This is a genomic window from Streptomyces sp. NPDC039736, assembly GCF_055596485.1.
Genome location: NZ_JBVIUQ010000001.1, coordinates 987,203 through 999,626, shown reverse-complemented (window position 1 = coordinate 999,626; position 12,424 = coordinate 987,203). Strand labels below are relative to the sequence as shown.

10 protein-coding genes are annotated in these 12,424 nt (G+C 72.7%); all 10 read left to right on the top strand.

The features are described from left to right. The first annotated feature begins 9 nt into the window (after positions 1-9). Entirely contained in the window at positions 10-1,347 is a 1,338-nt protein-coding gene (locus tag ACZ56L_RS04220; RefSeq protein ID WP_401759436.1) for an ABC transporter substrate-binding protein, read from the top strand. Between the two features lie 96 nt (positions 1,348-1,443). Beyond that, positions 1,444-2,292 carry a carbohydrate ABC transporter permease gene (locus ACZ56L_RS04215; RefSeq protein ID WP_468684724.1) on the top strand — a complete coding sequence of 283 codons (849 nt, stop codon included), beginning with the start codon at positions 1,444-1,446 and terminating at the stop codon, positions 2,290-2,292. Further along, positions 2,289-3,152, top strand: coding sequence for a carbohydrate ABC transporter permease (locus ACZ56L_RS04210; protein ID WP_471061288.1), 864 nt, complete (start codon positions 2,289-2,291; stop codon positions 3,150-3,152). Before ACZ56L_RS04215 ends, ACZ56L_RS04210 begins: the two co-directional genes overlap by 4 nt. Next, the gene (locus tag ACZ56L_RS04205; RefSeq protein WP_471061285.1) at positions 3,149-5,140 is read left to right on the top strand and encodes a beta-galactosidase; all 1,992 of its coding nucleotides are present in this window, start codon (positions 3,149-3,151) and stop codon (positions 5,138-5,140) included. Before ACZ56L_RS04210 ends, ACZ56L_RS04205 begins: the two co-directional genes overlap by 4 nt. 2 nt (positions 5,141-5,142) lie before the next feature. After that, positions 5,143-7,341, top strand: a complete 2,199-nt coding sequence (locus tag ACZ56L_RS04200; protein ID WP_468684718.1) for an MGH1-like glycoside hydrolase domain-containing protein — start codon at positions 5,143-5,145, stop codon at positions 7,339-7,341. A 364-nt stretch (positions 7,342-7,705) separates the two neighbouring features. Next, the gene (locus ACZ56L_RS04195) at positions 7,706-9,397 is read left to right on the top strand and encodes a sensor histidine kinase (RefSeq protein ID WP_471061282.1); all 1,692 of its coding nucleotides are present in this window, start codon (positions 7,706-7,708) and stop codon (positions 9,395-9,397) included. Next, the gene (locus tag ACZ56L_RS04190) at positions 9,394-9,801 is read left to right on the top strand and encodes a roadblock/LC7 domain-containing protein (RefSeq protein ID WP_345218749.1); all 408 of its coding nucleotides are present in this window, start codon (positions 9,394-9,396) and stop codon (positions 9,799-9,801) included. The genes ACZ56L_RS04195 and ACZ56L_RS04190 overlap by 4 nt, the downstream gene beginning before the upstream one ends. Continuing rightward, a complete protein-coding gene (locus ACZ56L_RS04185; RefSeq protein WP_471061279.1) occupies positions 9,798-10,202 on the top strand; it encodes a DUF742 domain-containing protein in 405 nt (134 codons plus the stop codon). The genes ACZ56L_RS04190 and ACZ56L_RS04185 overlap by 4 nt, the downstream gene beginning before the upstream one ends. After that, complete coding sequence (locus ACZ56L_RS04180) at positions 10,183-10,797, top strand: GTP-binding protein (RefSeq protein ID WP_345218745.1); 615 nt, start codon at positions 10,183-10,185, stop codon at positions 10,795-10,797. Before ACZ56L_RS04185 ends, ACZ56L_RS04180 begins: the two co-directional genes overlap by 20 nt. A 44-nt stretch (positions 10,798-10,841) precedes the next feature. Further along, positions 10,842-12,368: a cytochrome P450 gene (locus ACZ56L_RS04175; RefSeq protein WP_380837689.1), complete on the top strand. Its 1,527-nt coding sequence runs from the start codon at positions 10,842-10,844 to the stop codon at positions 12,366-12,368. The last annotated feature ends 56 nt before the right edge of the window (positions 12,369-12,424 follow it).

The following is a 12,424-nucleotide window of genomic DNA, read 5'->3' as shown; positions in this document are numbered from 1 at the left end:
GAGACAAGGGTGTCAACTCGACCGGCACGCAGGGCAGTTCTGGCCGCCGGGCTCGCGGCGGGGGCCACGGCCGCGCTCTCCGGCTGCGCCACCGGGGGCGCCGGCGGCCGGGGCGGTCCGGCTCCGGAGGTGCCCGAGGCGGACGGGAAGCAGCTCAGGGGCACGGTCACCGTCTGGTCCTGGGACGTCGCGGCCAAGGCGATGCGGCGGCTGGCGAAGGACTTCCAGGCGAAGCACCCGGGGACGGCCGTCACGGTCCGCGACATCGGCTACGACAGCGCCTACGACAAGATCACCGTGGGCCTGAAGAGCGGCTCGGGGCTGCCGGACGTGCTGACCGTCGAGGGCCCGCGCATGGCGACGTACACGGGGAACTTCCCCCGAGGCTTCTACGACCTGACGAAGCCCGCCGGTGCGCACCGGAAGAACTTCGACGAGGCGTCCTGGAAGACCGTGGTGGACCCGCGGGGCAGGACCGTCGCCCTGCCGTGGGACATCGGCCCGTGCGGGATGTTCTACCGGCGTGACTACTTCCGGGCGGCCGGGATCGAGCCCGGGTCGATCCGGACCTGGGACGACTACGTGCAGGCGGGCGAGCAGCTCAGGAAGCGCACCGGCCGCCGGATGCTCGTCCTGGACTCGGTCGAGGACTCCACCTTCGCGATGCTGCTCCAGCAGCAGGGGCGGCACTTCTACGCCGACGGCAGGGTGGCCGTCGACAGCCCGGAGGCGGTGCGGGCGGCGACACTGCTCAAGACCCTGGCCGACCGGGACCTGGTGGATTACCAGAAGGGCTGGGACGGCCTGGTCACCGCCACGAAGGCGGGCAGGGCGGCCACCGAGACGAGCGCGGCGTGGTGGATGGGCACGCTGCTCGCCGACGCGCCGGAGCTGAAGGGGAGGTTCGGCGTGCTGCCGATGCCCGCCTTCACGGCCGGCGGGGCGCGCACCTCGAACCGGGGCGGGTCCGTGCTCGCCGTGCCCGAGCAGAGCAGGAACCCCGGACTCGCCTGGGCCTTCGTGGAGTTCCTGCTCACGAGCGTGCCGAACCAGGTGTCGATGCTGAAGCGGGAGGGTCTCTTCCCGGCCTTCCTCCCGGCACTCGCCGACCCGTATCTGAGCACGCCGCAGGAGTACTTCGGCGGGCAGGCGGCCCTGAAGGTGTTCGCGGACCTCGCTCCGACGACACCGCCGGTGGAGTACACCGAGGACGGCGCGAAGGCGAGCGAGATCATGTTCTCGACGATCTCCGGAATCCTGACGCGCGACAAGGACCCCCGGGAGGCGCTGGGCTCCGCCGCCGCGCAGATCGCCTCGGCCACCGGCCGGCCGCGGATCGCGGGCTGACGCACCATGGCCGCGCCCACGCGTACGCTCCCGCCCTCCCCCGCCGTGGCGCCCCCGTCCCCGTCCCCGTCCGGCCGGCGCCGGCAGCGGCACCGGGTGGTTCCCTGGGTGTTCGCGGGGCCCGCCGCCGTGCTGTTCGCCGTGTTCTTCGCGTACCCGCTGGGTGCGAGCCTCTTCCAGAGCTTCACCGCCGAGCGCGACGGGGCGTCGGTGTGGGTGGGGCTCGCCCAGTACCGGCGGATGGCGTCGGACCCGGCGTTCCTGGAGTCCCTGGTCAACGTCGGGCTCATCCTGCTGGTGCAGGTGCCGCTGATGGTGGTGCTCGCGCTGCTGCTGGCGGGACTGCTCAACCAGTCCTGGCTGAGGTTCCGGGGCGCCTGGCGGGCGGTCTACTTCCTGCCCGCCGTCACCACGCTCGTCGCGTACGCGGTCGTCTTCCAGGTGCTGCTGAAGACGGACGGGGGGCCGGCGAACCAGTTCCTGTCGGTGTTCGGGCTCGGGCCCGTCGACTGGCTCAACGACCCGGCCTGGGCGCGGATCTCCCTGATCGCCTCGCTGACCTGGCGGTGGGCCGGGTACAACGCGGTGATCCTGCTGGCCGGTCTCCAGGCGATCGGCAAGGAGCAGTACGAGGCGGCCGCCCTGGACGGGGCGTCGGCCTTCGCGACGTACCGCAGGATCATCGTCCCGCAACTGCGCCCGGTGGTCCTGTTCTGCGCGGTCACCTCCACCATCGGCACACTGCAGCTCTTCGACGAGAACTACGTGCTGACGCGCGGCGGCCCCGACAACGCGACCCTCTCCCCCGTGGTCTACCTCTACAGGACCGGCTTCGAGCAGCTCGACTTCGGTTACGCGGCGGCCATCGCATGGGTGGTGGTGCTGCTGATCGCGGTGCTGTCCCTCGCCCAGTACCTCCTGTTCGGACGGCAGGAGCGCCGATGAGCACGGCCGCCCCGGCCCGGGACGCCGTACGCAGGAGCCCCGTGCGGCGGCTCGCGGGACCGGCCGTCGGGCTGGTCCTGGTGGCCGGCGCGGTGATCAGCCTGGTGCCGTTCGCCTGGATGGCGATCGCCTCCACGCACTCCACCGCGGACCTCTTCCGCTCCCCGCCCCCGCTCGTGCCGGGCGGCCGGCTCCTGGACAACCTGGCCCGGCTGGAGGAGACCGTCGGGTTCAGCCGGGTCATGCTCAACAGCGTCGGCATCGCCCTGGTGCACACCGCGCTGAGCGCGCTGATCTCGGCGATGTGCGGGTACGGGCTGGCCAAGTTCCGGTTCCGGGGGCGCGGACTGCTGCTCGGGGTGGTCCTGGCGACGATGATGATCCCGTTCCAGGTGCTGCTCGTGCCCCTGTTCCAGATGATGGCGAGCCTGGGCTGGGTCAACACCTACCAGGCGGTGGTCCTGCCGTTCCTCGCGAGTTCCTTCGGCATCCTGCTGATGCGGCAGGGCTTCCTGGACTTCCCCGACGAACTGCTGGAGTCGGCGCGGATCGACGGCTCCGGTGAGCTGCGCACCTTCTACACCGTCGTACTGCCCTGCGTGCGGCCGCAGTTGGGAGCCCTTGTGATCTTCACCTTCATGAGTGCCTGGAACAGCTTCATCTGGCCGCTGCTCATGCTGAACTCGGAGGACGCCTACACCGTGCCCGTCGCGCTGAACACCCTGACCGGGCTCTCCCGCGTCGACCACTCCGGGCTGATGCTCGGCTCGCTGCTGGCCACGCTGCCCCTGCTGCTGCTCTTCCTGTGCTTCCAGCGGCAGTTCGTCTCCGGTCTGCTGGGCGGGGCGGTGAAGCAGTGAGCCGCGGCTTTCCCGAGGGCATCCAGTACGGCGGGGACTACAACCCCGAGCAGTGGCCCGAGGAGACCTGGGCCGAGGACGCCGCGCTGATGCGGGAGGCGGGCGTCACCCTGGTCACGGTCGGCGTCTTCGCCTGGGCGAGGCTCCAGCCCGGCCCCGACTCCTGGGAGTTCGGCTGGCTCGACCGGCTGATGGACCTGTTCGCCGCGCACGGCATCGCCGTGGACCTCGCCACGGCGACCGCCTCGCCGCCCGCGTGGCTGGTGCGTTCCGCCACCTACGTCCGGCCGGTCACCGCCGACGGCGTACGCCTGGAATTCGGCTCCCGGCAGCTCTACTGCCCCTCCGACCCCACCTACGCCCGCGCCGCCGGGAAGCTGGTGCGCGCGCTGGCCGAGCGGTACGCCAGACACCCGGCGCTGGCGCTCTGGCACATCCACAACGAGTACGGCGACCACGTCACCGAGTGCTTCTGCGAGGAGTCGGCGGCCGACTTCCGCGACTGGCTCAGGAAGCGCTACCGCACCGTCGAGGAACTCAACCGCGTCTGGGGAACCGACTTCTGGTCGCAGCGCTACGGCGACTTCCGGCAGATCGAACCGCCGCGCACCGCCCCGGGCCCGGTCAACCCCACCCAGGTCCTGGACTGGCGGAGGTTCTGCTCCGACGCGCTCCTGCGGCTGCACCGGCTGGAGCGGGACGTGCTGCGCACGCACTCCCCCGACGTGCCCGCCACCACCAACTTCATGTCGATGTTCAAGGCCCTCGACCACTGGGAGTGGGCCCGGCACGAGGACATCGTCTCCGACGACGCCTACCCCGACCCGGCCGGTCCGGCGGCGCACGTGGGCGCGGCCCTCAACCACGACCTGATGCGCTCCCTCAAGGGCGGCCGGCCGTGGCTGCTGCTGGAGCAGGCGCCGTCGGCGGTGAGCTGGCGGCCCGTCAACGTGCCCAAGCGCCCCGGCCTGCAACGCCTGTGGTCGCTCCAGGCGCTCGCCCGGGGCGCGGACGGGATCCTGTACTTCCAGTGGCGGCAGTCGCGGGCGGGCGCGGAGAAGTTCCACAGCGCGCTGCTGCCCCACCGGGGCACGGCCTCGCGGGGCTGGCGGGAGACGGTCCGGTTCGGGGCGGAGCTGCGCCGGCTCGCCGAGGTGGCCGGCTCCCGGATCACCGCGCGGGCCGCGATCGTCCTGGACTGGCACTCCTGGTGGGCGCTGGAGGGCACCGACCACCCCTCGGAGCGGATGCGCTGGCGGGAGCTGCTGCGCCCCTGGTACGAGGCGCTGTACGCACGCGGGGTCACCGTGGACTTCGTCGCGCCGGACGCGGATCTCTCCCCGTACCGGCTGGTCCTGGCCCCGAACCTGTACCTGCTGCGCGCCGAGCACGCCCGGCGGATCGCCGACCACGTGCACGGGGGCGGGCATCTGGTGTGCGGGCCGTTCAGCGGGGTCGTGGACGAGCACGACCACCTGCACCCCGGGGGCGCGCCGGGGCCGCTGCGGGAGGTGCTCGGGGTGGTCGTCGACGAGTTCTGGCCGGTCCCGGACGGGGAGTCGGTGCGGGTCGGCGAGGACGCCCGGGCGAGCGTGTGGAGCGAGTGGCTGGTGGCCGAGGGGGCCCGTCCGCTGCTGGCGTACGCCTCCGGGGCGCTCGCCGGGCAGCCCGCCGTCACCCGGAACGCCTGGGGGCGGGGCAGCGCCCGCTACCTGAGCTGCCGCCTCGACGCCGAGGGCCTGGGCCGGGTGCTCGACGGAGCGCTCTGCGAGGCGGAGGTGACACCGGTGCTCGGCGCCGCGCCGCCCGCGGGGGTCGAGGCCGTACGGCGCGGCCCGTACCTCTTCCTGCTCAACCACACCGACCGGGAGGCCGACAGCCCGGCCCTGCCCGGCACCGACCTGCTCACCGGCGAGCAGGTGCACGACCGCGTCCGGCTGGGGCCGCTCGGCGCGGCCGTCGTCAGAACCGTATCCACGGAAAGGTGACCATGAACCCACGCACGCCCGCCCTCGCCGTCGCCCTGGCCTGCGGCACGCTCCTCGCCGGGGCCGTCGCGGCCCCCGCCGCCCCGGCCCCGCCCGCGGCGGCCGGCAGCCCGGGGCCGGTGGCCGGCTACGGCGACGTCCTGGACCGGCGGGGCTCCCCCGCCGCCGCCCGCCCGGACGAGTCCGACGGCCACAACAACTCCGTGAACGTCTTCGCCGACCGGGGCGCCTGGCACGCGTACGCGCTGCCCGAGGCGGGCGACACCGCCGCGTACGGGGGTTTCACCGGGCCCCTCTACATCGCGCAGGAGTACCCCTGGTGGCTGAGCAGGGCCTTCAGCCGCCTCCGCCTCACCGAGTCCGGGCAGCCGTTGGACCTCGCCGCCGGGGGCGCGCCGCGCTTCACCTCGCAGCCGGGCCGGCTGCTCCAGTCGTACGACCTCGGGGGCGGTCTGCGCCTGGAGATGGAGCTCCGCTTCTCCTCCCGGCGCACCGCGCTGGTGCGGGCCGAGATCCGCAACACCGGGCGGCAGACGCGCACCCTCGGCGCGGGCTGGACGGGGTCGCTGCTGCGCCCGCGGGCGGCGCCGATGAAGGACGCGCCGCGGCTGCGGGCGACCCGGCACGGCGTCGGGGTGGACTTCGCGAAGGTGCGCGAGACCTGGGAGTACCTGACCGACGGCACCGAGCGCTTCGAGGTCGTCCACCGGGAGCCGGTCCGCACCACCGTCGACGGCGACGCCTACCGCACCGAAGCCGTCTCCCCCGTCGTCCTGCGGCCCGGCCGCGGTCACTCCTTCGACTGGACCGAGTCGTACACCTTCACCGGGGCCGAGCGGGCCCGCGAGGCGGCGGCGGTGCGTTCCGCGCTCGCCCGGCCCGACGCGGCGGCCGCCTCCGCCGACGCCCGGTGGCGTCGCTATGTCGACTCGGTGACGCGTGGGGTGGCGAAGGAGGACCGGCGGGTCGCGGTGAAGTCGCTGGAGACGCTGGTGACGAACTGGCGCGGGGCCGCGGGGAAGCTGGCGCACGACGGCATCACGCCGTCGATCTCCTACAAGTGGTTCACCGGCGGCCTGTGGGCGTGGGACACCTGGAAGCAGGCGGTGGGCACGGCGCGGTTCGAGCCCTCGCTGGCGCAGAGCCAGATCCGCTCGATGTTCGACCACCAGATACGCGCCGACAGTGCGACGCGCCCGCAGGACGCGGGCATGATCCCCGACTGCGTCTTCTACAACGACCCGGCGCGCGGGGGCGGCAACTGGAACGAGCGCAACTCCAAGCCGCCGCTGGCGGCATGGGCGGTGTGGGAGGTGTACGCGAAGTCCGGCGACCGGTCCTTCCTGCGCGAGCTGTACCCGAAGCTCGTGGCGTACCAGGAGTGGTGGTACCGCACCCGCGACCACGACGGCAACGGTCTCGCGGAGTACGGGGCGACGGTCGACCCGGGCAACGACTCCCCCACGGCGCGGTTGCTGGCGGCGGCCTGGGAGAGCGGCATGGACAACGCGCCGCGCTTCGACGCCGCCCTCGGCGCGGCGGTCGTCGCCAACACGGGGGCGGACGGGAAGGTGGTCGGCTACTCCGTCAACCAGGAGTCGGTGGACCTGAACGCCCATCTCGCCGCCGACCAGGGCCATCTGGCGAGGATCGCCCGGGAGCTGGGCAGGCCGGGCGAGGCGCGGGACTGGGAGCGGAGGTCCCGGGCGACGCACACCGCCGTACGGGAGCGGATGTACGACCCGGCGACGGGCTGGTTCCACGACAAGGCGCTGGGCGGCGACCGGTTGCTGACCGCGCGCGGACGGGGCATCGAGGGCGCGACACCGCTGTGGACGGGCACGGCGTCCGCCGGGCAGGCGCGGGCGGTGCGGGCGAAGCTGACCGACCCGGCGGAGTTCGCGACGAAGGTGCCGTTCCCGACGGTGGCCAGGAGTTCGCCGTACTTCCAGCCGACGCGCTACTGGCGGGGCCCGGTCTGGCTGGACCAGGCGTACTTCGCGCTGGGCGGCCTGCGGTCGTACGGCTACGGCCGCGACGCGGACAGGTTGACCGGGCAACTCCTCGCACAGGCGGCCGGTTTGCGGGGCAACGGGCCGATCATGGAGAACTACGATCCGGTGACCGGGGCCGCCCTCAACTCCACCAATTTCAGTTGGTCGGCGGCCGCGCTGCTGCCGATGCTGACGCGCGACCGCTGACCCGCCGCCCGCCCGTCGACCTGTTCAGCGCCCGCCCTTCGCGGCACGAGCACGGCCCGTTCGCCCCGCCGGGGCGGGCGGGCCGTCGCGCGTTATCAAGCCCCACCCGTCACTGTCCCGCGCTTGCGGCATATTCCTTCCATCCGGTGACTCCCTGCACACAAGCGAGCGCCGAACGTACAAAGTCGGTGAGTCTATGCCGGGGACGACGATCGGTGCAGGGGCTTGGCAGAACCGGCCGACGCCCTCACGCGGGCGGGCTAAGCTCGCTGCGCAACAAGCCGAGTTGATGTGAATTCATCCACTTGTTCCCCTAGGTCGCTCTTGTTTGAAAACGTCCCCCAATCACCGCCAGAGGCTCTCCATGGTTCGGGTTGAATCCCCCCCACGTCAGGCAGCACATCAGGCGCGGCAGGCGACACATCAGGCGCATGCGGCACGACAGCAGGAGTCCACCTTCTTCCGGCCGATCGCCCTGGCCGTCGTCCTGACCGTCGCGGCCACCGCGGGCGCGGCGTTCCTCGTCGACGTGTCCGCCCGCATACCCGTCGTCTGGGCGGGGGCCGCGGCGACGGTGGTGATCGCCGCCCTCACGGGTGAGATCGTGCGGCGCGGCAGGGCGCTGCGCCAGGCGCAGGCCGACCACGCGGCGCGCGCGGCCCAGTTGGAGCGGCGGCTGGCCGAGCACGACGACGAGACGGTACGGCTGGCCAAGGAGCTGATGCCGGCCGCGATCCGGCGGCTGCGCTCCAGCGAATCGCCCGCCGAGGTGATGCGGGACGTCGTCGACGCGGACGAGCGCTACCGCGATCTGCCGTACGCGCAGCGCGAGTTGCTGCGCACCGTGCTCGACATCATCGACCTCGAAGAGGCCAGGCGGGAGTCCGCGCAGCGCGCGTTCGTCAACATCGCCCGCCGGGTGCAGGCCATCGTCCACCAGCAGGCGAGCGAGCTGCGGCAGATGGAGGAGGACCACGGGCGCAACCCGGAGGTCTTCGACGACCTGTTGCGCATCGACCACGGCACCGCCCTGATCGGCCGGCTCGCCGACTCCATCTCGGTGCTCGGCGGGGCCAGGCCCTCGCGTCAGTGGCCGCGCCCGGTACCGCTGTTCAGCGTGCTGCGCGGCGCGATGTCGCGCATCCTGGAGTACCGGCGCGTCGACCTGCACTCGATCGCCAAGGTCGCCATCATCGGCACCGCCGTCGAGCCGCTCATCCACGCCTGCGCGGAGCTCCTCGACAACGCGACCCGTTACTCGCCGCCGCAGACCCGGGTGCACGTCACCGCGGTCGAGGTGCAGACCGGCATCGCCATCGAGATCGAGGACGGCGGCGTCAGCCTCAGCGAGGAGGCCCGCCGCCGGGCGGAGAACATGCTCGTCCAGGCACAGGCCGGCATCGACCTGAACGCGCTGGGCGACACGCCCCGCCTCGGCATGGCCGTGGTCGGACGGCTGTCGCAGATGTACAACCTCCAGGTGTCGCTACGGCAGTCCGCGTACGGCGGGGTGCGCGCGGTGCTGATCGTTCCGCGCGACATCGTCACCACCGGCCCCGCGCCCGGCATCGCCCACGGCATCGGCGCCTCCGCCGTGCCCCGCGGCGGCAAGATCGACGGCATGACGCCCGAAGAGGCCCGGGCGCCCCAGCGCAAGCCCCGTCCCGCCAGGCCGAAGCCGCCGACGCCCGCCCCCGCGGCGCCGGTCGCGCCGCCCCGGCCGGTACCGATGTCGGCCATGGAGGACGACGTTCCCGTGGTCACCGAATGGACCGAGAACGGGCTGCCCCAGCGCCGCAGCCGGGGCCGAGCGCCCCTCGGCTCCCACAACCTCCCGGCGCAGGAGCGTCAGGCCGCGGCCGAAGCCGCCGCGGCGGCAGCGGCGGCCGGCTTCCCGGTCAAGGAGGAACCCCAGCCGGGGATCTGGCTCGAAGCGTTCACCAAGGCGGCCAAGGGAGTGCCGCTGGACCCGCCGGCCGAGGCGGACGGCCCGCCCACGCACCAGGCCGACGGCACACACGACGACAACACGTGGGACAAGGGAGATCTGAAGTGATCCAGCAGCGGGCCAACTTGGACTGGATTCTGAAGGACCTGGCCACCGGCGTACCGCAGATCCACCAGATCGTGGTGCTCTCCGCGGACGGACTGCGCATCGCCCGGCACGGCGGCGACCCCGACGTCGCCGACCGCCTCGCCGCCGCCTGCGCGGGGCTCCAGAGCCTGGCGTCGGCGGTCGCCGCGGAGATCCCCGACAGCGACGGGCAGATGCGGATGGTCGTCATCGAGGTGGACGGCGGCTTCTTCTACCTGATGGCGGCGGGCACGGGGGCCTACCTCGCGGTCCTCGCCGACGAGACGGTGGACGCCGGTCTGGTGGGAGCGCGGATGCGCGACCTGGTCGTACGGATCGGAGCCCACCTGACCAGCCCGCCCCGGCACGACGGGCACCACGGATGAAGACACCCCGCCGCGAACGCCGAGACAAGCTGCCCGCCACCTCCGTCGCCGCCCCCGACCCGGGTGCGGCGAAGGGGGACCCGGAGCGGCTGTACGTCATCACCGGCGGCCCGGACGGCGGGGAGCGAGCCGCGCTCGACCTGGTCACCATGGTCGTCGCCTGTTCCACCCCGTCGCCGACCGTGCAGCCCGAACAGGCCGCGATCCTGCGGCTGTGCCGGGCCCCCCTGTCGGTGGCGGAGATCTCCGCATACCTGCGCCTGCCCTTCAGCGTGGTCACCTCGCTGCTGACCGACCTCCTCGCCACCGAACTGGTGGAGTCGCGCGCCCCGATCGTGCGCGCCGTACTTCCCGACCGGTCCCTTCTCGAAGCGGTGATGCATGGACTTCAACGGCTCTGACACCATTACGGGCCCCCGTACCGAGGACGTACTGCCCAGCACTGCCACCGCCGCGGTGAAGGTGGTGATCGTCGGCGGTTTCGGCGTCGGGAAGACGACGATGGTCGGCGCGGTCAGCGAGATCCGCCCGCTGACCACCGAGGAGACGATGACGCAGGCCAGCATCGGCGTCGACGACAACTCGCGGATCGAGGGCAAGACGGCGACGACCGTCGCCATGGACTTCGGCCGGATCAGCATCAGCGAGCAGCTCATCCTGTACCTGTTCGGCACGCCCGGCCAGGAGCGCTTCTGGTTCCTGTGGAACGGCCTGTTCGAGGGCGCGCTCGGCGCGGTCGTGCTGGTCGACACCCGGCGGCTCGAAGTCAGCTTCGACGTGATCGGCCGACTGGAGGAGCGCGGGGTGCCGTTCGTCGTCGCCGTGAACACCTTCCCGGACGCGCCGAGCCACCCCATGGAGACGCTGCGGCACGCGCTGGACCTGCCCGACGAGGTGCCGATGGTCAACTGCGACGCCCGGCTGCGGGCGTCCAGCCGCGATGTGCTGCTGACCCTCATGAACTACCTGCACGCGCTCGCCCTCCAGCGGTCCTGACACCCGCCGGACCCTCGACTTCCCAATGCTCTTCAGGAGTTGCGATGACTTCCCCCTTCGATCCGACCCCGCTGCCGCCGCCCGAGTGCCCGGCGCACGCCTCGGGCGGCGCGCCCGAACCGGAGGTGAGCGAGATCGGCCCCGGCGGGCTGCGCAGGCTCTACGGCCCGGCGCACGAGAAGGACCCGATGGGCCTGTACGAGAAGCTGCGCGCCGAGCACGGGCCGGTGGCCCCCGTCCTGCTCAACGGCGACGTTCCGGCCTGGCTGGTGCTCGGCCACAGCGAGAACCTGCACATGACGCGCACCCCCTCGCTGTACTCCCGCGATTCGCGGCGCTGGCGGATGCTGCAGGACGGCTCGCTGGACATGACCAACCCGCTCGCGCCGATCTTCGCGTACCAGCCGGTGTGCGTCTTCGCGGACGGCGCGGAGCACGAGCGTCAGCGGGGCGCGGTCACCGACTCCATCGCCCGCATCGACCACCGGGGGGTGCGCCGCTTCATCAACCGGTTCAGCAACCGCCTGGTCAACGACTTCTGCGAGAGCGGGCAGGCCGACCTGGTCAGCCAGTTCGCCGAGCACCTGCCGATGATGGTGATGTGCCAGATCATCGGCATGCCCGAGGAGTACGACGAGGAGCTGGTGCAGGCCGCGCGCGAGATGCTCAAGGGCTCCGAGAAGGCGATCGCGGCCAACGAGCACGTGATGGGTGCCCTGTACCGGCTGGTGGCGCGCCGCCGGGCGGAACCCGAGGAGGACTTCGCGACGTGGCTGGTGGAGCACCCCGCGCAGTTCACCGACGACGAGGCCGCCCACCATCTGCGCCTGGTGCTGATCGCCGCGTACGAGACGACGGCGAACCTGATCGCCAACGTGCTGCGCATGGTGCTCACCGACCCCCGCTTCCGCGCCCAGCTCAGCGGCGGGCACATGACGCTGCCGGAGGCGGTGGAGCAGACGCTGTGGGACGAGCCGCCGTTCACGACGATTCTGGGCCGGTGGGCCGCCGGTGACTCCGAGCTCGGCGGGCAGAAGATCAAGGCGGGCGACGCCCTGATCGTCGGCATCGCCCCCGCCAACGTGGACCCGGTGGTGCGCCCCGAGCCGTCGGCCTCGATGCAGGGCAACCGCGCCCATCTCGCGTTCAGCGGCGGGCCGCACGAGTGCCCCGGCCAGGACATCGGGCGTGCCATCGCCGACACGGGTGTCGACGCCCTGCTGATGCGCCTGCCGGACATTCAGCTCTCGGTCGAGGAGGACGAGTTGAGGTGGCGCAGCACCCTGATGTCGCGTCACCTGATCGAGCTGCCGGTGTCCTTCGCGCCGCGACCGCCGCAGGAGATCACCGGCCCCGTCATTCCCGAGCGGGCCGGGGCCGCGGCCCGCGACTGGCAGATCAGCTCTCCGCGCAGGCCCGACCCGGCCGCATCCGGCACGGTGCCGCAGCCCGGCCCGGTACCGGCGGCGCCCCGGACCGCGCCGCCGGCGGCGACGGTCCCGGCGCAGCGTCGGGGGTCGGCGCCGGTACGGGCCTGGCGCACGCTGGTCACCTGGTGGCGGGGCTACTAGCAGCCGTCGTACGCGTCCGGGGCCCGGCGGCGCCGGGTCGGGCCGGGGCCGTTCGC

Excerpts from the sequence above, each read along its gene's own strand:
- ACZ56L_RS04180 (WP_345218745.1), top strand. The coding sequence starts at position 10,183 with ATGGACTTCAACGGCTCTGACACCATTACGGGCCCCCGTACCGAGGAC.
- ACZ56L_RS04200 (WP_468684718.1), top strand. The coding sequence starts at position 5,143 with ATGAACCCACGCACGCCCGCCCTCGCCGTCGCCCTGGCCTGCGGCACG.
- ACZ56L_RS04210 (WP_471061288.1), top strand. The coding sequence starts at position 2,289 with ATGAGCACGGCCGCCCCGGCCCGGGACGCCGTACGCAGGAGCCCCGTG.
- ACZ56L_RS04175 (WP_380837689.1), top strand. The coding sequence starts at position 10,842 with ATGACTTCCCCCTTCGATCCGACCCCGCTGCCGCCGCCCGAGTGCCCG.
- ACZ56L_RS04195 (WP_471061282.1), top strand. The coding sequence starts at position 7,706 with ATGGTTCGGGTTGAATCCCCCCCACGTCAGGCAGCACATCAGGCGCGG.
- ACZ56L_RS04185 (WP_471061279.1), top strand. The coding sequence starts at position 9,798 with ATGAAGACACCCCGCCGCGAACGCCGAGACAAGCTGCCCGCCACCTCC.